An 18,441-nucleotide genomic window follows, 5' to 3' on the forward strand; every position below is an offset into this window, starting at 1 on the left:
TTACTCAATCTCCTTGTAATTCTTTCTCAAGAACTCAATTTCTTTTTTATAGCCTTCCAGTTCATTTGGAGTTTCAAGATTGAATGTTAAATTTCTCAAAAGGGGATGATTTATCATTTTAATGATCGCTTCAGATCCGATTGTACCTTCCCCTAAAACCTCATGCCTGTCTTTATGGGAATTAAATTCCACTTTGCTGTCGTTTATATGTATCCCCTTCAACTTCTGCAACCCAACCACATCGTCGAGCTTTTTGATAACTCCGTCCAGATCTCCTACTATGTCATAACCTGCGGAATACATGTGGCAGCTGTCCACCAGTATCCCAATTTTTTCATTGTACTTGATCCCGTCGATTATTCTTTTAATTTCCTCAAAAGTGCTGCCTATTTCACTTCCCTTTCCGGACATGCCTTCAAGAAGTATGGTTACATCATTGTTTTCAGTCAAAACCTCATTTATGGCTCCTACTATCAACTCTATCCCCCTGTCCACGCCCGCTCCCACATGGCTTCCGGGATGAAATACGTAATAGGATTCAGGCAGGAGCTTTAACCTCTCCAAATCCTCCGCAAAGATCCTTTTTCCGAAACTTCTCACGTCTTCTTTGTCTGAACACAAATTCATCGTGTAAGGCGCATGCGCAAACAGAGGAGCAAAATCATTTTCCTCCCAGAGTCTTTTGAATTTCTCCAAATCCGTCATGTCGATATCTTTTGCCTTACCACCTCTGGGGTTTCTGGTGAAATATTGAAAAGTGTTGGCTCCTATGCTTAAAGCATCCATTCCCGCCCTGTAATATCCTTTTGCTATGGAAAGATGACACCCTATTTTTAACATTTAATTCTCCTTCTGTATGTTACTCGTAATTTTCTATGATCCTTTTAAGGTATACTCCTACAATATCGGAAAATCTTTCAACATCCCTGGTATAGATGAAATCTCTACCGTAGATAAATTTTTCTGCAAACAAGTCTTCTTCCTTGCCTGTAAAAACTCCCAATACGAGGATCCCGTTTTTTCTGGCCCGCCTTACTTCTGCTGCAGTATCTTTAATCGCCTTCATCCCTTTGTAGGAAGTTTCTCCCCTGATCGTACTGTTTTTGGATATTTTGATGTCATTGGGTTTCCCATCGCTTAAAACGATCAATATCCGGTGTTCTTCAGATCTCTTGTACAACCCCTGGGTTACTGCTCTGATCGCCAATCCGTCTCTGTTGTTTCCGGTGGCATAATATTCAAATATATTTTTATTTTCGGATTCCGGACTCTCGTAATCCCTGAACCGTCTTAGAATGGTATAATCCAAAAAACTTGAAAAACTCATTACCCTATTGGGAATCCCTGCCAATGTCAAAGCTTGGGATATTATGAATCCCTGTGCGGCCACTTTCCCTTGTCGACTCCTTTGAGAACCGCTGGCATCCAAAAATATGTCCACAACATAACCGCCTTTTTCATTTTTCAATACCTTGTTAAAAAGCCTGGGATCTTCAACTTTCCCCACTCTCCACAATTTAGACGGCACGATCTGACCATAATCGTTGGGTATGGTCGTTATCTCGGTTTCCATAGTCAAGGTTCGAATAATGGTTTCCTTTAATTTGAGAACATTTCTCTTGTGCACCCGACTAAAATTATTATAGTATGCCAGATTATTCTCCATTTGTTTAACAACATATTTTTTTTGGAAGGAATTCTCGACACCGGCCCTTAGAACTCCATCAGTGAAGTGGACTCTGCACCCTTCATGGTTGCTTCTGCAGACTTTTTTTTCCAAAGACTTTATTTCATCAGGACCCATAAAACTTTTTCCGTGGTAATATGAAATTTGATCGTATATCTTTTTTGCTGTTTCCTCATCGATGGAAAGGACCCTGTTGTCCTTGGGCTCCCTGTCTGCTTGTGAAGTCTCCCCCATGGACTCAACCACCAATGTGGAAGATATCCTGTCTACTGCATCAGATATGGTCTCATCTCCATAGTACTCTTCAGCCATGAAATCCTTGTAGTCATCGCCCGAGTTCTTCCAATCTTCTGAAAAAGATTCCAGATATTTTTGCGTTTCCTCATTTCTTTGATACAAAAAATCAACGTCATCTCTGCTTCCTTCAAAATGCTTGACGTATATGTCTTCTATTTTTTTCAATACATCCAACGTATCTTCGCAGGCCGAGTCATCTTCTATGTCATCGACTATATTGGTCACCATCCTGTCCATTTGAACACTTCTGCCAGTTTGCCTGAAAAACAGGAGGTATTTGACCTTCTCCATCAAAGTTTTGGTTTTTGACAGTAAAAAGTTTTCCAATAATTGATTGTAACCCGACTCCCTGATTTCAACTATGCCGGGACGTTCTTTGACAAGTTTCGACTCAACGGCCGCATCGCAACATATTTGCGCCAGATCTATAAGGATCTCCGGATCAGCTCCCCGACTTATTCGATAATTCAGATAGCCTTTAACAAGATTCCAGTTGATATATTTTCTTCTTGCTCCTGCCTTGGCGGCATAATAAATGGCCAAGTCCATGGAGAGATCTGCATATTCTTCAAATTTTTCCATGTCTCCGGAATAGTCTTCGCTTACAGTCCAAAGCATGTTCTTTAATCTGGATGAAGTCTCGTAATCGCTATATATCCAATCCATCTCATACCTCTTTATTTCCCGGGAAATACCTCTTGAGACGTCCAAGATTCAGGTATTCTCGTTCTGATTACATCCCCTACGATTTCCTTTTCATATTCGTCGAAAGTTTTTCCTGTTACACCCATCTTAACAGCCAGTCGTGGTTTAAGACCCCTCTTGACCGTCTTTATGCAGGCAATCAATCCTCTCAAGTCTACTGATTTGGTCGAAATTTCTCCGTTGTCCGATTTAACCTGCAGATCCAAAAACAATCCGGCAAACTGGTTTAATTTTTCCATATCCGCATCAGGAAAATATCTGTTCAGTATCATCATCAGCTTTTCTTTTTCCACCTGGGGAATATCCACCACCAAGAATCTGGATACCAGCGCCTCGTTCAGTTCTTTTGTCCCGGCATATTCATAATTCATTGTTCCGATGAATCTTGTGGCTTCATTGAGCTTGATTTTTTCGTATCCGGGGATATCGATCATTTTTCTATAATCTAAAGCCGAGTGAAGAACTACTATCGCATCGTTTTTCGCCATATTTATCTCGTCAAAAACGCCAAACCCTCCGTTGACAGCACACTCGTAGACTGCACCCTTTCTAAGTTTTACTTCATTGTCGGAAAAAGTATCCGTTCCTATCAATGTAGCACTGTCTGTATTTACATGAAATGATACATTCCACTGAGGTCTTCCAAAAAGAAGACACAAGTTGTCCGCCAATAAATTCTTGCCTGTGGCTTTGGGGCCTGAAAGCAAGATATGTTCGCCTTCCAGAATAGCTGCAATGCACATCTCCCAGATATCCTTGCCGTAGAAAAAACCGTTTTCCTCAGGTATCCTGACTTTAAGTTCGTCTTTTATTTCATAGAATTTTTTAAAATAGTCAACCTCGGCCAGCATTTTTTCATTCAAGCCTTGTTCCGATAAAAAATCCATCAATCCCACTATAGATCACCCTTCGCATCTTATTATCCATTAATTATATCATAAATAAAACGGATTATCTCGACCACACGTGCCGCATGGTCGATTGGGAGCGTTCTGTCATATAAAATACCAATTCCTCTCATTCCAACACGATGATTTGTATTGAAACTTCGTGTAAAAACGTTTACAATTACATTTACTTGAAAGTTTAATTGAAAGGCTGTGTTTACATTGGCAACCAATAAAAAAGGAGAACAGACAAGAGAATATATATATATGATCTCAAAAGAACTCTTTTACAGAAACGGTTATTCAGGAACCACCTTGTCAAAGATCGCCCTGAAAGCCGAGGTTCCCATTGGTCTTATACCCTATCATTTTAAAAACAAGGACAACATTGTCAGCTTGATATATGCCGATTTTCTTAATAAGATCAGGACTTGTGTCGAAAGCCGGTTGCATAAAAGATCTGCAAATTCTATTCTGTATCACGGAGTGGTCTCCCGGATATATTATCAAATTATATTTTCTGACCCCAACAACAAAAAATTCTATCATGAGATACTATTGAAAAAATCCAATTACAAATTGCTTCACGGACCAATCGGCGACATATACACAAACTATCTGAAAGATTTCAACGTCCATATTTCCAAAACCGGGTTTTCCGATATTCTTCATGCTGATTTCGGGGCTAGAAGAGAGGTCTTCCTCAACAAATTTGAATCTCCTGAAAAAACCGACATTCAAGACCTGGTAACTTTTGCAAACGGTATAGTCCCCAGACTGCTTAAGATAGACCAGACCCTTGTAGACGAAATCTTACATGAGTCTTATGAAATCTTTAAAAGCTTGAGTTATGATCACATCAAGCTCTTGATATGAATCAATTTTTATATTTAATTTACCGGAGGGATCAATATGAACAGCAAGATCCAAGGATACATCATGGCTGCTATAGGATTTGGATTTTTAGTTTTCAGCGCCGCAAACTATATTTCGGACGGAGAAAATAAAACTCCCGCATTTTTGATTATGGGTTTGGTTTTTGTGGTGATAGGGATGAAAAAGGCTAGAAACGCCAGATAAAATCAAAAAAAGAGGGGTTCCCCTCTTTTTTTAGAACATAGGCACAACTGAGCCTTCATATTTTTCTTCCAAAAACTGTTTGACTTCATCTGACTGTATCACGTTTTTCAGCGTTTCGAACATCTCTCTGTCGTCCCCTGTCCTGGTTACTATGACATTAGCAAATGTCTGGGCAGCCAATGAATCCTTATCCTCTGCCAATAGAGCATCGGCGGCGGCATTCAATCCTGCTTCAATAGCGTAGTTCCCGTTTATAACAGCCATATTCACGTCCACCAGCGATCTGGATACTTGAGCCGCTTCCAACTCCACAATTTCCAGATTCAAAGGATTTGATGTAATGTCCTTTACAGTCGCTTCCAGACCTGCATTGTCGTCCACTTCTATAAGTCCGGCCTCTTCAAGCAACAAAAGTGCTCTTGCTTCGTTAGTAGTGTCGTTCGGAACCGCTATCTGGTCTCCTTCTTTGATTTCATTCAATGTGGCTGTCTTCCCCGGATATAATCCCAATGGTTCGAAGTGAACTGAAATCACAGCACTCAGATCCGTTTCATTTTTTATATTGAAGTCCTCCAAGTAAGGCACATGCTGGAAAAAATTTGCATCCAGTTCTTCATTTGCCAATGTCAGATTGGGTTGAACATAATCGGTGAATTCGATTATCTCCAATTCAATTCCTTCTTCTTCCATCATGGGCTTGATAAAATCCAAAATTTCATAGTGCGGTACCGGCGTAGCCCCGATTTTTAAAGTGACCAGATCTTCGCCATCTTGACCGTTGTTGCCGCAGCCCGCAAGTAACAAAGCAATAACCGCGATTACGGCCAATAGTAATACTCCCTTTTTTTTCATACTATCTCTCCTCCCTTGAAACTATCGTTTCAATTCCCTTTTTGATAATTCTATTCTTGAAGATTTAAAAAGTCAATAATTATGAAATTCAATTCAAATGGTTGATCTTTTTAGACCATTTGTTTCCTATTACCTGGATTCCCTGGACTATGGCCACCAACAAAATGATGGTGACTACCATCAATTCTCCTTCGTATCTGTAGTAACCGTAACGAATGGCTATATCTCCCAGGCCTCCTCCACCAAGCACGCCAGCCATGGCGGAATAACCTACAAGGGTTATCGTAGTGATCGATGCCCCCATGATCAAGGACGGCATACTTTCCGGCACCATGACCTTGTATATGATTTCAAACTTTGAGCATCCCATTGAAGTTGCCGCCTCTATTATGCCTTTGTCCACTTCCTTTAAGGAACTTTCCACCAATCGGGCAACAAAAGGTGTGGCGCCTATGACCAAAGCCACTATGGCCGCTTTTGGTCCTATGGATGTTCCCGCCACCATGCGGGTAAATGGCATTACTGCAATTATGAGGATTATAAAAGGAACTGATCTGACGATGTTAACGACCGTCTCCAAAACCCTGTTGACATGCTTTGCAGGCATGATGTGATTGTCGCCGGTGACTACCAGTGCGATCCCCAAGGGCAATCCAAAAAGATAGGAGAAAAAAGTCGATGCAAAAATCATGTAAAGGGAATCCAATGTTCCCTTGATCAAAATGTCACTGAATTCTGTCAACAAGCTCATTGATTCACCTCCTCAAAATGATTGATCAAGTCTTTGGTCAATCCGTCTTTTACGATTCTCGCACTTTCAATTACAGCCACCTTGTTGCAGATCGTCTCCACTACTTTCATTTCATGAGTGATAATTATTATGGTAACACCAAGCTTTTCATTTATATCCTTGAGCAAATTTAATATGGACAGTGTGGTCACCGGGTCTAAAGCAGATGTTGCCTCATCGCAGAGAAGGACCTTTGGATTGTTTGCCAAAGCTCGCGCTATTGCCACTCTCTGTTTTTGGCCACCACTCAGTTGAGCGGGATAACTGTTGGACTTCTCTTCTAATCCTACCAGCTTTAGTAAATCCTCCGCTCTTTTCTCAGCTGTTTTTTTATCTGTTTTTGCTATCTCCAAAGGAAATTTTATATTGTCGAGCACATTTCTTTGCATCAATAGATTAAAGTCCTGAAAAATCATTCCCAGGCTTTGGCGGATCTTTCTAAGATCTTTTTCATCCATGGCGGTTATTTCCTGTCCTTCGATAAAAACTTTTCCCTCGGTAGGACGTTCCAATAAGTTTATGCATCTGACCAGCGTGCTTTTACCGGCACCACTCAAACCGATAACTCCGTAAATGTCGCCTTTTTCAACATTGAGGCTTACGTTGTCCAAGGCAAGAAATCCGCCCGTCTTAGTCTTGTACATCTTTGATATGTTTTCAATTCTAATCATATGTTGTTAACCCTTTCGTTATATGCCGCGTTATCAGATATAGTACATCGGGGCGTTGGCACCTAGTTTATTTTTATAATCTTCCACCAACCTTTTCAGTGTCACGGCATCCAAATATTCATTTATTTCCTCATCTATTTTTTCCCATACATTCATGTTTATGCACAACGTCAATGAGTTTGTCACTTCTTCCGATGCCTGGTCAATGATCGAAAAATCCCCTTCCAGTATTCTCAATATTTCTGCAACAGAAAGCTTGTCCGGATCGGCATTCAGAAAGTAGCCTCCCTGAGCGCCTTTGATGCTTTTTACTATCCCATTTTTCCTAAGTGTTGCAAATACCTGTTCCAAATAAATTTCAGATATATTTTGTCTTTCGGCGATCTGGCCCAAAGACTGATGCCCATTACTCCCGTAGAACGCCAGGTCGATCAATGCTCTGAGCCCGTACCTGCCCTTCGTAGACAACTTCATTCAATTACCTCATTTCAAATATAGTACTCCAATTCGTTCTTTCCACTGTAAGATTCGTAACAATCCATCAAATCTTTTAACGTCACACTATCCAAAACTTCGTTTATACGGCTTTCTATTCCACCCCAAACATCTCTGGTGGGGCAAATTTTGTAATTGCCGCATTCGCAGGCATCTATTCCAGCTTCCAAACATCCCACCGGCGCCATGCTGCCTTCAACGGATCTTATTATATCTCCTGCTGTTATTGTTTCAGGAGTTCTTGCAAGCCGGTAACCCCCTTGGGCTCCCCTGACGCTTTCGATAAGTTGCGATTTTCTTAGGATCACAAACAACTGCTCCAAATAATTTTTTGATTTATCCAGCCGCATTGCGATATTTTTCAGGCTTTCAAGTTCCTCTTTGCTGTGGCAAGCCAGATCCAATACCGCTTCAAGAGCGTATCTTCCTTTGGTAGAAATTTTCATAACAACCTCCAAATATTCTACTATATATTATCATTAAGAAATGGTCTAGACAACATCTTATAAAAAAATCCAAAAATCTTGCATGGGTGCAATTACGCAAAAACCCCGCTTTCAAAAGTTTGAAAACAGGGTTGTAATTTCATAATGGTGATCCCGACTGGACTTGAACCAGCGACCTCTACCGTGTCAGGGTAGCGCTCTCCCAGCTGAGCTACGAGATCTTTACCACACAATTATACAGAGAACGTCATGCAAATTCAAGACTTATTTCTTTTACCTGCATAAAATATTCTGCTGACGTTCAAAACCGCTATCAAAGCAACTCCCACATCTGCGAACACCGCAGCCCACATGTTTGCCATTCCCAAGGCTCCAAGTCCCATTACCAAGGCCTTGACCCCCAATGCAAATACTATGTTCTGCAATACGATCTTGTGTGTGTATTTGGCAATTCTGATAACTTCCACTATCTTTGCCGGATCATCTTTCATGATAACTACATCACTTGCCTCAACGGCGGCATCTGAACCCACCGACCCCATGGAAATCCCTATGTCTGAAAGAGCCAGAACAGGGGCATCATTTATTCCGTCACCTACAAAGCCAATGGTTTTCCTGTCCCTCTTGGATTTTTTCAGTTCTTCGAATATCTCGACTTTTTCCTGAGGCAGAAGCTCAGATCTATATTCGTCGATATTCAGCCTGTTCCTTACATGAAGCGCTATGTTTTCATGGTCTCCTGTCAACATTACAGTTCTTTTGATTCCCACTTCCTTAAGCTTTTCAACAAGCCCTAATGAAGTTTCCTTTATTTCATCGGCTATCAAAATGTAGCCTAGGTAACGTCCGTCAAACGCAACGTGGACCACAGTTCCAATTTCTTCGATTGCAGCCGGCTCAATGCCGTTCTCCCGCATCAACCTGCTGTTTCCTGCAATTACAGGCCTGCCGTCATAAAGCACGGACACACCCTTGCCACCTATTTCCGTATATTCCGTCAGTCTGTCTATGTCGATATCCCCAGTAAACTTGTCTCTTACTGATAAGGCGATGGGATGATTGGACATCTCTTCAGCGATGGCAGCGAATCTTACCAATTCAGTAACATCCGAACTTTCAGATGATTCCATTTCCACCACCTCGAACACTCCTTTGGTCAAGGTACCTGTTTTGTCCATGACCAGGGTGTCCATATTTTTCAAGGCTTCCAGATACTGACTTCCCTTAATGAGTATCCCCTCTTTGGACGCTGCCCCAATACCTCCGAAGTAGCCCAATGGAATGGAAATAACCAAAGCACACGGGCATGAGATAACTAAAAATATCAAACCCCTTTGAAGCCAGTTCCCGAAGTCATCACCCGTTAAAAGAGGGGGGATCACTGAAATCGCCAAAGCCATAAATACTACCGCCGGGGTATAATATCGTGCAAATTTCGTAATGAATTTTTCTGTATTTGATTTTTTACTGCTGGCATTTTCGATGAGATTTAAAACCTTTGCCACTGTGGAATCCTGATATCTGTTGGATACTTCCACTTCCAAGGTGGAGCTTGTATTGATAAAACCTCCCAAGACATCCTCCCCAATGGTCAATTCCCTGGGGATCGATTCACCTGTCAAAGCTGATGTATCCAGCAGCGACATTCCCTTTATGATTTTTCCGTCAACAGGTACCTTTTCACCAGGTTTTACAAGGATCCTATCACCAGGCTCAAGACTTTCCGGACTTACCCTCACAAAAGATTTTCCGTCAACTCTGTTGGCATATGCCGCCTTCAGATCTACCAGATCTTTTATCGATTTTCTGGAATTGTCAACGGCGTATGACTGGAAAACCTCCCCGACTTCATAAAAAAGCATGACTGCAACGGCCTCAATATACTCCCCGAGGAAAAAAGCTCCCACGGTGGCAATGAACATAAGAAAATTTTCATCGAAGACTTCTCCCCGTAAAATATTTTTTACGGCCGTTTTGACCACGTCATAACCTATCAATCCGTACGCAATCAGAAACCAGAACAGTGGATCTAAAAATTTATCGCCGTAAGCGACTGCAAATGCGTAAAAAGCTATACCCGCCAGCAGCCTGTATCGAGTCATAAAGTATTTGACCAAACTCTTTTTTGCCTCACCGGTTTTCTCCCCCGGATTTATCTCACATGCTTCACAGCTGGATATTTCTCCTTGGTAATCAGCCTCTCCATCTTTTTTTAGTCTGACCACAACGTCCGGTTCAAATCTTTTGACTAATTTTTCAACCTTTTCGATCAAGCCTTCCACATCCACCGATTCTTTATGGACAACTTCAAGAGTGCTGTTCACAAAGTTTATCCTTGCCGATTCCACTTCAGGCAATTTATTGGTATGATCTTCTATTTTCCCTGCACAATTGGAACAATTTAGTCCTTCAAGTATTATTTTTATCATTTTCAAACCTGCCTTTTATGATTTACGTGTTCGTGGGCTATTTCAAGTATGGACTTGATATGGTCATCGTCCAGTGAATAATAGATCTGTTTGCCCACACGCCGGGATTTTACCAAACCTGACGTCCTCAATATTCTGAGCTGGTGGCTTATCGCAGATTGGGACACTTCAGTCGTATCTGTGATACAGTTGACGCACATCTCTTTTCCCAACAGGGATAACAGTATCTTCATTCTGGTTGGATCCCCAAAGACTTTGAAAAATTCCGCCATATCGGATATATTTTCATTTGTTGGTTTATTCATTCGAAAACCCCCAATTCATATGAATATGTGTTCATATGTTAATTTTACTTTTCGATCTCGGATTTGTCAATCATTACTGCTCTCTGAAATGACAAAAGTTTTTGATTGTTGTACAATGGTTGTATCATCGATTAACTTTAGGAGGTAGCTATGGGAGTTGATTTTGAAAACGATTGGAAGGACATTCTGTCAGAAGAGTTCGGCAAGGAATACTACAAAAACCTTAGGTCGATATTAAAAGCTGAATACGGCAACCACCGTGTATTCCCCCCCAAAAACGATATTTTCAACGCACTGCACTACACTTCGTACAAGGACACCAAAGTCTTGATTTTGGGTCAGGATCCGTATCACGGAGAGAACCAGGCTCACGGCCTTTGCTTTTCCGTAAATCCTTCGATAAGGATCCCGCCTTCCCTCATAAATATTTACAAGGAACTTCAACAAGATCTGGGTTGTTATATCCCCAACAACGGCTATTTGAAAAAGTGGGCGGATCAGGGAGTACTCTTGTTGAATGCAGTTTTGACGGTCAGATCTTCATCCCCAGGTTCTCACGGCAAGATAGGATGGAACCAGTTTACTGACAATATAATATCGTTACTCAACAAAAAATCGGATCCTGTGGTCTTTATTCTTTGGGGAAATTATGCTAGAAGCAAAAAATCTTTGATCACAAATCCCATCCACCTGGTTCTGGAATCAGCGCATCCAAGCCCACTTTCTGCATCGAGAGGCTTTTTTGGCAGTCGACCTTTTTCAAAAACAAATGCGTTTTTGAAAGCAAACGGATCAAAAGAAATCGATTGGCAAATTGAAAATATCTGATAATTTATGTAAAATGTAAAATATAATGTAAATTTTCACCATTTCAACTAACGGAGGGATTTGAATTGAAGCTTTTCAAAGAATCTGAACTTATCGAAAAAAAAGAGTACCTGGAACTGCTATCCGAAAAATTTTCAAATATTTCTTTTGCCACATCGGAAGTGGTGAATCTGAAGGCCATATTGAATCTTCCCAAAGGAACGGAACATTTTCTAACTGATATCCACGGTGAACACATCGCATTCAATCATGTAATGAGAAATGCTTCCGGCGTAGTAAAACGCAAGATCAACGACGTGCTGGGCAAGACCTTGCCAAAAGATGATATAACAGAACTTGCATCACTTATATACTATCCAGAGGAAAAGCTTCAACTAATCAAAAAAAATAAAACAGACATGGCCGATTGGTACAAAGTTACGATCTACCGATTGATTCAGGTGTGCAGGGATGCCTCATCTAAATATACACGCTCAAAGGTCCGCAAAGCCCTCCCAAAAGATTTCTCCTACATGATGGAAGAACTTCTCCATGAAGATGAAGAGCGATTCAATAAAAAAAATTACTACAACAAAATCATCGACACCATAGTAGAACTGGAAAGAGCAGACGAATTCATCGTCCGTCTCTCTGCTGTCATTCAAAGATTGACCATCGACCATCTTCATATCATAGGTGATGTATACGACAGGGGACCTGGGCCTCATTTTATTATGGACACTTTAATAAATCATCATTCTGTCGATTTGCAATGGGGCAATCACGACGTATTGTGGATGGGCGCTGCCGCCGGTGACAAGGCATGTATAGCAAATGCGGTCAGAATATGCCTGAGATATTCAAATATGGATATTTTAGAAGATGGTTACGGTATCAACATGCTTCCATTGGCAACATTTGCAATGCGGGCTTATCGCACTGATCCTTGCGAAAAGTTCATGCCCAAGCTTTCAGAAAACGAGATACTTTCTGACAGCGACAAGAATCTTCTTGCCAAAATGCATAAGGCAATTTCGATGATCCAATTCAAACTGGAACACTCAATAGTCATGGATCATCCCGATTTTCTGATGGAAAACAGGCAACTTCTAGACAAGATCGACTACGATAAATTTACAATAAACATAGACGGAGAAACCTATCAATTGAACACGAATTCCTTTCCTACAGTGGATCCGGAAAAACCCTGGGAACTCACGGAAGAAGAACTTCACGTTATAGACAGGTTGCAGACATCCTTCCTTACCAGCGACAAACTTCAGAAACATATCAGGTTCATGTACGCAAAAGGCAGCATATACCTGAAACATAACGGAAACCTCTTGTTTCACGCTTCCATACCCATGAATCAGGACGGCACATTTAAAACAGTAGAACTCTACGGAGAAAAAGCTTCCGGGATGGCGCTTATGGATAAAATGGACAAATGGGCAAGAGAAGCTTATTTCAGCCTGGAGAATAATCCTTGCGGCACGGAGTTCTTATGGTATCTGTGGTGCAATATAAATTCACCGCTGTTCGGCAAGGACAAAATGGCCACCTTCGAAAGGTACTTCATTACCGACAAAAAACCTCACAAGGAAAGATACACTCCTTATTTCACAATGGTTTCAGAAGAGCGCGTTGCAAAAATGGTCCTGGAAGAGTTTGGAATGGATCCGGATGACAGCCACATAATAAACGGTCATGTTCCGGTAAAAACAAGGGATGGTGAAAGCCCGATCAAAGCCAATGGGAAATTACTGGTCATAGACGGCGGCTTTGCAAAGGCTTATCAGAAAACTACGGGGATCGCCGGTTACACCTTGATATATAATTCCTACGGACTTCAACTGGCAAGTCATGAACCCTTTGAATCTGTAGACAGGGCAATAAATGACGGTATAGATATACGCTCCACAACAAGTGTCATAGAAAAAGTTCTGGAAAGAAAAACCGTCGGAGATACCGATATCGGAACCAAATTAAAAAAGCAGATATATTATTTGGAAATGCTTATACAGGCTTACCGAAAAGGTATCGTAAAGGAAAAACTATAATAAAGAGGCGCATCTGATGCGCCTCTTTATATGTGAAATCGTCGCTTGATTTCTTCTTTCATTACAGCAGGAAAGTAAAAATGAAAATAGAACAAGGCCAACCCCAATGTCACTAACGGGATCCCGCCTATGTATGACCAAAACAAATCGAGCTTTTGTGTCAAATGCCTGGTCACTGCCGCTTCTACAATGGCAAAATACGCCGCTGCAAGAAACATGTTCACTCCAATGTACAATAAAATTTTTGATCTCAATCTGCGGTACATAAAAACAGAAATCACCGAAATGATCAGTGTTCCTACTACCAACGGCAGCCCCAAAGAGAAAAACCACGCCAAATCCCCTTCCAGCATATCCAGGGTAAATAGAAGCACAGTGGTATTTATGGCTGCAGCTACCAGATAAAAATAAACATTTGGTATGAAATTCAAAAAAATCGTTATGTATCCCAGTAAAAACACTGTAGATGCCACACTGTATTTTGCCCAGGTGAGGCTTCCCTGCAAATAAATATTTTCGATTATCATGACCAAAATAGCCAGCATGAATATTACTGTAATGTTTTTTAGTATTCTTTTTTTGATTTCCTTGAATTCTTTTGGGTAAACGTTCTCAGGCGTTGGAAAAGGCTTTTCCGCATTGTTGTCCTCTCCTTCTATATCGGGTATGGGAAAATCACACAAGGGGCAGTTCTTCCCGCCTTGGTCGACTTTAACGCCGCACTTTGGACAGTATGCCATATACATCACTCCAGATTAGTTTCTATTTCCACTTTTATTCCAAACTCCACTAATTTTCTGAAAAAAGTCCTCTCAATTTCTTTTTCATAAGTCATTTTCCCGAAAGAAATGGCCAGTCTGCCATTATAACCTACAGTTGTAATCTTTAGGATATTGCCGCTGCTCGGGGCCGGATAAACTTCAAATTTTTCAATTTCATCTTCCAGTTCAAGCGGCATCTTGATCAGACCCATGTTGGAAATCCCGCTGGTAAATCCCCTTTCCCCGTAAAAATGATAGATCCACGGCATTATAAGGTCCTTTATAAAGGCCGGAAATGTCCTTAAGATAAAGTTTCTTTCATTCTTGACATTTCGACTTATCATCTGGTTTATGTACTTGGTATCCACCTGGATCTCCATGAAATTCTTGACATATCGAAGTATCTCTTCAAAAGAATATTCTCCAAGCCTCGGGTCGATGGAAGGGGTCAGGGAAACAAAAAAGTTTCTCATGGTTTTTGACGGATATAGATTCCTAAGATTCACAGGCACATTCAATACCACAGGACGCTTCTTGTAACCACGCTTTTCGATAACGTCGATGATGCTCTTAAAATAAAGTGCGCAAAGAAATTCCGTTAGTGTGGAATCCATGTCTTTTGCGATGGATTTGATCTGATCGATCTCCACTGTGCCGGTCACAATGGAATACACACCCTTTGGAAACAGTCTGTAAGGAAAATGAAATGCCTTGCTGACCCTTTTAGCTACGGGATATTTTTTTATGTAGTACTTGGAAAAGCTGTCTTCCACTTCCAAATCCGAAGCTGTTTCTTCCGCCAATGCAATGCTTTCATCTGGTTTTGCTTGGATCCCCATTAATTTAAAGTACTCAAACAACAATGATCTTAGAAAGAACAATGCGCCCGTTCCGTCTGTGATCGCATGAGTAAACTCCACACTGATCCTTTTTTTGTAGTAAAGAACTCTAAATGGGAAATTATGTCTTTTTATTATATCGTAGTTCATGCATGGGTAGTATTTTTCCTCAACAGGCACAGGCTTTTTTTCATTTTCTTCAGCATAATACCAGAAAATCCCTTTTTTTATATGGGTATTAAAATAAGGAAATCTTTTTATCATATTTTTCAGGGCAATATCAAGTTTATTCTCATCAACTTTATTTTTCAAAGTAGCCGATACGCGAAAAAGTGTCGTATCCCTGGGATTTGATACAGAAGCGTATAATCTGCCTGCATTATCCAATCTAAACCATTTTCTATGCATGCCTACACCTAAAACCCTAAAAGATCCAGCAATTTTTTCTCCACGCCCCTGTTTTTGCCTTTGTAAGGGTGATTGTGGATATGCAAGGCGGGATTAAAATTCAGTTCAATAACGCCATAATTGGTCTCATTCGGTTTTTGTCCGATTTCCTTGATCATAATGTCCGCTCCGGTGATCCTGGCTCCAACAACATTCGCACATTTTATTGCGATTTTTTTGTATTCCTCATGAACCTCATCTGTAAAATCAAGACTGTCTCCTCCGGTGCTGATATTAGAATTTTCTCTTAGATAGACCTTCTGATTTTTCGTGGGCACGCGATCGAAATCCAATCCCTGCTTGTTTAAAAAATCCTTCTCTATCCTTCCGGTTTTAATTTTTTCAAGAGGTGTTTTATACCCCGTCCCCCTTAAAGGATCTTGATTTTTGATTTCAATCAATTGTGCGATGGAATTTCTTCCATCCCCTACCACATTAGCCGGTTCTCTGTGCAGGACCCCGACTACTTCGTCTCCAATGACTAAAAACCTGTATTCTTTTCCCTCTATGAACTCTTCTATCATTACTGTCTTGTCGTGTGAAAATCCCAGATCCAGCGCCGATCTCATTTCATCTGGAGCATTCAGGTTCTTGATCACCACTACTCCCAGTCCGAAATTTGTCGATTGTGGTTTGATCACCAAATCCTTGCCTTCAAACTCCTCAAAATATTTCAATCCTGATTCGGTATCCATGACTCTTATGCCTGCGGGCACACGTATTCCTGCCTCTGCAAGAAGGATCTTGGTCACTTCCTTGTTTTCCATTATTTGCGAAGATATATATGTATCTGCCGAAGTTTTCGTAGCCTGGCGTATTATTTCCGTTTTGTCACCCTTGGACAGCCTGATAAAATTATCCTGGCTGTCAAGAATCTCCACTTTAATGCCTCTTCGTTGTGCTTCCTTGATTACTTCCTGAGTTGAAAGTTCGAATGATTCCAAATTATACTCCGGACCCATATTTCACCATCCATCCTTTTTATTTAATATTACATGTAAAATACCGTAATGGCAAATATTTGATTTTATTCGGCTTTTATAATGATCTTTAAAAAAAGAGTCAAACCCAGGCATTCCCGAATTCGACTCTTGATCATATATCATTAAATTTTATTTACCCGATCAAAAACTTCTTTTCGATTTTCCTCGTTTTATGCCCCTGTCTCCAGGTGAGGATTTTTTTGATCTGGGTTGACTTTTTCTGCCCGCTTTGGCACGTTCGATGTTGATTTTCTTTCCTTTAATGGTGTTCTGGCTCATGATCTCCAATACTTGATCTGCAAACTCTTCCGGTATCTCCACAAAAGTGTAATCTTCAAAGATGTCGATACTGCCGATCCTGTTGCCGCTTACGCCTGTTTCTCCGGCGATGGAACCAACCACGTCTCCAGGCTTTATGTGGTGGTTTTTTCCTATATTGATGAACATTTTGGCCATAGGCTCATTTGAACCCGTTTTGCTTGATTTTCTTTTTCCCTTGGCCGGTTCGCTTTTGAAACCTTTTGTGTCCACATTGTCCTTTTCAGGAAGCTCCAGCTCTGATTTCACCAGTGCTGCCGCGATTTCAATGGCTTGATAATCTTCAGTCTCAAGGACCTTGTCGATTATTTTTATGTATCTTTCCAATCCGCCTTTGTCGATTATGCCCTTCAGCTTTTGCATGAAAGCATCCGTTTTTACATTTTCTATCTCACCGATGCTCGGTATTGGATGTCTTTGTATCTTCTTCTTCGTATAATTCATTACGTTTTTCAGAAGATAATAGTCCCTTGGCGTCACCATTGTAAAAGCGCTTCCCGCTCTTCCGGCTCTTCCGGTCCTTCCTATCCTGTGCACATAATACTCCTCATGACTTGGCATGTCGTAGTTCAAGACTATTTCTACATCGTCTATGTCAAGTCCTCTGGCTGCTACATCTGTAGCTATCAATATGTCTATGTCTCCTCGTTTGAATTTGGATATGACCGAAGACCTTACATTTTGTTTCATGTCACCATGGATCTTGTCTGAACTGTATCCTCTAGTTTGCAACATCTCTGTGACATCATCTACTTTTCTCTTGGTGTTGCAAAAAATTATTGTGAGTTTTGGATTGTAGACATCGATGAGTCGAGTCATTACCTCCATTTTATCCTTTTCTTTTACTTCCAGATAAAACTGTTCGACATTGGGAGTAGTCAGTTCCTTGTGCTCTACTTTGACTATTTTTGGATTCTTTTGATACTTGTTGATTATTTCCAAAATTGCTTTTGGCATGGTGGCAGAAAACAACAACGTCTGTCTCTCGTGCTTAACGCTCTCAAGAATAGTTTCGATATCTTCCCTGAATCCCATGTTGAGCATCTCGTCCGCTTCATCCAATATGAATTTGCTCAAGTTGTCGATTTTCAGAGTTCTTCTTCTGATGTGGTCCATGACTCTTCCGGGAGTACCAATAACTATCTGGGCTCCTCTTTTCAATCCTTGTATTTGCCTGTCGATGGACTGTCCTCCAAAAACCGGAAGGACTTTGATACCTTTTTTGTATTTTGCCAATTTTGATATTTCTTCCGATACCTGCAATGCCAATTCTCTAGTCGGGCAGAGTATAAGGGCTTGCGTTTTTTTATCGTCTGGGTCGATAGAATCGATGGTGGGTATGCCAAAAGCAGCCGTTTTTCCGGTGCCCGTTTGAGCTTGTCCTACAATATCCAGTCCTTCGTACACATGTGGTATTGCCAACTGTTGTATAGGGGTCATCTCTTCAAAACCCATATCCTCAACAGCACGTTTGATCTCGCTGCTGATATGGGGTATTTCTTCAAACTTCAATTTTTCCATTTTATCATTCCTTTGATTTTTTTTAAGAATTTTATATGTATCCGCTGACCGAAAATGTGAT

At 40.9% G+C, this 18,441-nt stretch carries 17 protein-coding genes, 1 tRNA gene and 1 pseudogene; 4 read left to right on the plus strand and 15 right to left on the minus strand.

From position 1 onward, the window contains the following. From IWB18_RS02630 to IWB18_RS02640, 3 genes are read right to left on the minus strand one after another with little or no spacing between them, the layout of a single operon-like run. Positions 1 to 840 carry a deoxyribonuclease IV gene (locus IWB18_RS02630; protein WP_195682043.1) on the minus strand — a complete coding sequence of 280 codons (840 nt, stop codon included), beginning with the start codon at positions 838 to 840 and terminating at the stop codon, positions 1 to 3. A 19-nt stretch (positions 841 to 859) separates the two neighbouring features. Next, positions 860 to 2,650, minus strand: coding sequence for a nitric oxide reductase activation-like protein (locus IWB18_RS02635; protein WP_195682044.1), 1,791 nt, complete (start codon positions 2,648 to 2,650; stop codon positions 860 to 862). 11 nt (positions 2,651 to 2,661) lie between these two features. Then, positions 2,662 to 3,576, minus strand: a complete 915-nt coding sequence (locus tag IWB18_RS02640) for an AAA family ATPase (protein WP_207740725.1) — start codon at positions 3,574 to 3,576, stop codon at positions 2,662 to 2,664. Between the two features lie 222 nt (positions 3,577 to 3,798). On the opposite strand from IWB18_RS02640, the gene IWB18_RS02645 reads away from it, so the two are divergent. Together IWB18_RS02645 and IWB18_RS02650 are read left to right on the plus strand one after the other, a co-directional pair. Beyond that, on the plus strand, positions 3,799 to 4,452 hold the full coding sequence (locus IWB18_RS02645; protein WP_195682046.1) for a TetR/AcrR family transcriptional regulator: 654 nt from the start codon (positions 3,799 to 3,801) through the stop codon (positions 4,450 to 4,452). Between the two features lie 36 nt (positions 4,453 to 4,488). After that, positions 4,489 to 4,656 (plus strand): hypothetical protein, encoded by a 168-nt coding sequence (locus IWB18_RS02650; RefSeq protein WP_195682047.1) that lies wholly within the window; start codon positions 4,489 to 4,491, stop codon positions 4,654 to 4,656. 30 nt (positions 4,657 to 4,686) lie between these two features. Here the strand turns inward: IWB18_RS02650 and IWB18_RS02655 are convergent, their stop codons facing one another. The 8 genes and pseudogenes from IWB18_RS02655 to IWB18_RS02690 form a co-directional block, all read right to left on the minus strand. After that, positions 4,687 to 5,508: a MetQ/NlpA family ABC transporter substrate-binding protein gene (locus IWB18_RS02655; RefSeq protein WP_195682048.1), complete on the minus strand. Its 822-nt coding sequence runs from the start codon at positions 5,506 to 5,508 to the stop codon at positions 4,687 to 4,689. Positions 5,509 to 5,596: 88 nt separating this feature from the next. After that, on the minus strand, positions 5,597 to 6,259 hold the full coding sequence (locus IWB18_RS02660) for a methionine ABC transporter permease (RefSeq protein ID WP_195682049.1): 663 nt from the start codon (positions 6,257 to 6,259) through the stop codon (positions 5,597 to 5,599). Between the two features lie 17 nt (positions 6,260 to 6,276). Next, positions 6,277 to 6,969, minus strand: a pseudogene (locus tag IWB18_RS02665) (methionine ABC transporter ATP-binding protein); the annotation flags it as partial. 33 nt (positions 6,970 to 7,002) lie between these two features. Then, a complete protein-coding gene (locus tag IWB18_RS02670; RefSeq protein WP_195682051.1) occupies positions 7,003 to 7,443 on the minus strand; it encodes an RrF2 family transcriptional regulator in 441 nt (146 codons plus the stop codon). Between the two features lie 14 nt (positions 7,444 to 7,457). Next, positions 7,458 to 7,910: an RrF2 family transcriptional regulator gene (locus IWB18_RS02675; RefSeq protein ID WP_195682052.1), complete on the minus strand. Its 453-nt coding sequence runs from the start codon at positions 7,908 to 7,910 to the stop codon at positions 7,458 to 7,460. A 145-nt stretch (positions 7,911 to 8,055) separates the two neighbouring features. Continuing rightward, positions 8,056 to 8,131, minus strand: a tRNA-Val gene (locus IWB18_RS02680). Positions 8,132 to 8,167: 36 nt separating this feature from the next. Beyond that, complete coding sequence (locus IWB18_RS02685) at positions 8,168 to 10,345, minus strand: heavy metal translocating P-type ATPase (RefSeq protein ID WP_207740726.1); 2,178 nt, start codon at positions 10,343 to 10,345, stop codon at positions 8,168 to 8,170. Further along, a complete protein-coding gene (locus IWB18_RS02690) occupies positions 10,342 to 10,644 on the minus strand; it encodes an ArsR/SmtB family transcription factor (protein WP_195682054.1) in 303 nt (100 codons plus the stop codon). Before IWB18_RS02690 ends, IWB18_RS02685 begins: the two co-directional genes overlap by 4 nt. Positions 10,645 to 10,794: 150 nt before the next feature. On the opposite strand from IWB18_RS02690, the gene IWB18_RS02695 reads away from it, so the two are divergent. Then, positions 10,795 to 11,472, plus strand: coding sequence for a uracil-DNA glycosylase (locus IWB18_RS02695; RefSeq protein WP_195682055.1), 678 nt, complete (start codon positions 10,795 to 10,797; stop codon positions 11,470 to 11,472). A 65-nt stretch (positions 11,473 to 11,537) separates the two neighbouring features. Continuing rightward, the gene (locus IWB18_RS02700) at positions 11,538 to 13,511 is read left to right on the plus strand and encodes a fructose-1,6-bisphosphatase (RefSeq protein ID WP_195682056.1); all 1,974 of its coding nucleotides are present in this window, start codon (positions 11,538 to 11,540) and stop codon (positions 13,509 to 13,511) included. 26 nt (positions 13,512 to 13,537) lie between these two features. Here IWB18_RS02700 and IWB18_RS02705 read toward each other — a convergent pair whose 3' ends face one another. The 4 genes from IWB18_RS02705 to IWB18_RS02720 all read right to left on the minus strand — a co-directional run bounded on the left by IWB18_RS02705 (position 13,538) and on the right by IWB18_RS02720 (position 18,380). After that, positions 13,538 to 14,251 carry a DUF6320 domain-containing protein gene (locus IWB18_RS02705; protein ID WP_195682057.1) on the minus strand — a complete coding sequence of 238 codons (714 nt, stop codon included), beginning with the start codon at positions 14,249 to 14,251 and terminating at the stop codon, positions 13,538 to 13,540. Between the two features lie 5 nt (positions 14,252 to 14,256). After that, positions 14,257 to 15,519, minus strand: coding sequence for a hypothetical protein (locus tag IWB18_RS02710; RefSeq protein WP_195682058.1), 1,263 nt, complete (start codon positions 15,517 to 15,519; stop codon positions 14,257 to 14,259). Positions 15,520 to 15,527: 8 nt separating this feature from the next. Continuing rightward, positions 15,528 to 16,520, minus strand: a complete 993-nt coding sequence (gshAB, locus tag IWB18_RS02715) for a bifunctional glutamate--cysteine ligase GshA/glutathione synthetase GshB (RefSeq protein ID WP_195682059.1) — start codon at positions 16,518 to 16,520, stop codon at positions 15,528 to 15,530. A gap of 162 nt (positions 16,521 to 16,682) precedes the next feature. Next, the gene (locus tag IWB18_RS02720; RefSeq protein ID WP_195682060.1) at positions 16,683 to 18,380 is read right to left on the minus strand and encodes a DEAD/DEAH box helicase; all 1,698 of its coding nucleotides are present in this window, start codon (positions 18,378 to 18,380) and stop codon (positions 16,683 to 16,685) included. Positions 18,381 to 18,441: the final 61 nt, after the last annotated feature.

Source organism: Alkalibacter mobilis, from assembly GCF_015594845.1.
GTDB classification, from domain to species: domain Bacteria; phylum Bacillota; class Clostridia; order Eubacteriales; family Alkalibacteraceae; genus Alkalibacter; species Alkalibacter mobilis.

Coding starts and splice junctions, on each gene's coding strand:
- IWB18_RS02630 (WP_195682043.1), bottom strand. CDS start 840: ATGTTAAAAATAGGGTGTCATCTTTCCATAGCAAAAGGATATTACAGG.
- IWB18_RS02635 (WP_195682044.1), bottom strand. CDS start 2,650: ATGGATTGGATATATAGCGATTACGAGACTTCATCCAGATTAAAGAAC.
- IWB18_RS02640 (WP_207740725.1), bottom strand. CDS start 3,576: ATGGATTTTTTATCGGAACAAGGCTTGAATGAAAAAATGCTGGCCGAG.
- IWB18_RS02650 (WP_195682047.1), top strand. CDS start 4,489: ATGAACAGCAAGATCCAAGGATACATCATGGCTGCTATAGGATTTGGA.
- IWB18_RS02655 (WP_195682048.1), bottom strand. CDS start 5,508: ATGAAAAAAAAGGGAGTATTACTATTGGCCGTAATCGCGGTTATTGCT.
- IWB18_RS02660 (WP_195682049.1), bottom strand. CDS start 6,259: ATGAGCTTGTTGACAGAATTCAGTGACATTTTGATCAAGGGAACATTG.
- IWB18_RS02670 (WP_195682051.1), bottom strand. CDS start 7,443: ATGAAGTTGTCTACGAAGGGCAGGTACGGGCTCAGAGCATTGATCGAC.
- IWB18_RS02675 (WP_195682052.1), bottom strand. CDS start 7,910: ATGAAAATTTCTACCAAAGGAAGATACGCTCTTGAAGCGGTATTGGAT.
- IWB18_RS02690 (WP_195682054.1), bottom strand. CDS start 10,644: ATGAATAAACCAACAAATGAAAATATATCCGATATGGCGGAATTTTTC.
- IWB18_RS02695 (WP_195682055.1), top strand. CDS start 10,795: ATGGGAGTTGATTTTGAAAACGATTGGAAGGACATTCTGTCAGAAGAG.
- IWB18_RS02705 (WP_195682057.1), bottom strand. CDS start 14,251: ATGGCATACTGTCCAAAGTGCGGCGTTAAAGTCGACCAAGGCGGGAAG.
- IWB18_RS02710 (WP_195682058.1), bottom strand. CDS start 15,519: ATGCATAGAAAATGGTTTAGATTGGATAATGCAGGCAGATTATACGCT.
- gshAB (WP_195682059.1), bottom strand. CDS start 16,520: ATGGGTCCGGAGTATAATTTGGAATCATTCGAACTTTCAACTCAGGAA.
- IWB18_RS02720 (WP_195682060.1), bottom strand. CDS start 18,380: ATGGAAAAATTGAAGTTTGAAGAAATACCCCATATCAGCAGCGAGATC.